Annotated in this window: 1 protein-coding gene; it reads right to left on the reverse strand. The window is 76.9% G+C overall.

The window, feature by feature from the left end:
* Window positions 1–239, reverse strand: a 239-nt coding sequence (locus JHD63_RS24335; protein WP_304952657.1) for a hypothetical protein, incomplete at its 3' end; no start/stop codon positions are given.
* Window positions 240–398 lie beyond the last annotated feature (159 nt).

The raw sequence follows: 398 nt of genomic DNA on the forward strand, positions 1-398 counted from the left end.
CCCCCCCCCCCCCCCCCCCCCCCCCCCCCCCCCCCCCCCCCCCCCCCCCCCCCCCCCCCCCCCCCCCCCCCCCCCTTTTCAAGCACACGACGCCATACGCGATTTCCTGTACGGTCTCGTGGGCTCGGAGATGTGTATAAGAGACAGGAGCCGGAAGAGTCTGCGGTGGCCTCTTCCGGCTCCGCCGGCTCCGACTTGGTGGAGCGGTCGCGCTTGGGCAGGGGCGTGATGTCGAGCATCACTTCCGGCTGGGGGGGCTTATACACATCTGACGCTGCCGACGAAGAGAACCTAGTGTGGTTCGGGGGGGGGGGGGGGGGAGGGTGGGGGGGGGGGGGGGGGGGGGGGGGGGGGGGGGGGGGGGGGGGGGGGGGGGGGGGGGGGGGGGGGGGGGGGGG

Source organism: Xylophilus sp. ASV27, assembly GCF_016428875.1.
Taxonomy (GTDB): domain Bacteria; phylum Pseudomonadota; class Gammaproteobacteria; order Burkholderiales; family Burkholderiaceae_C; genus Xylophilus.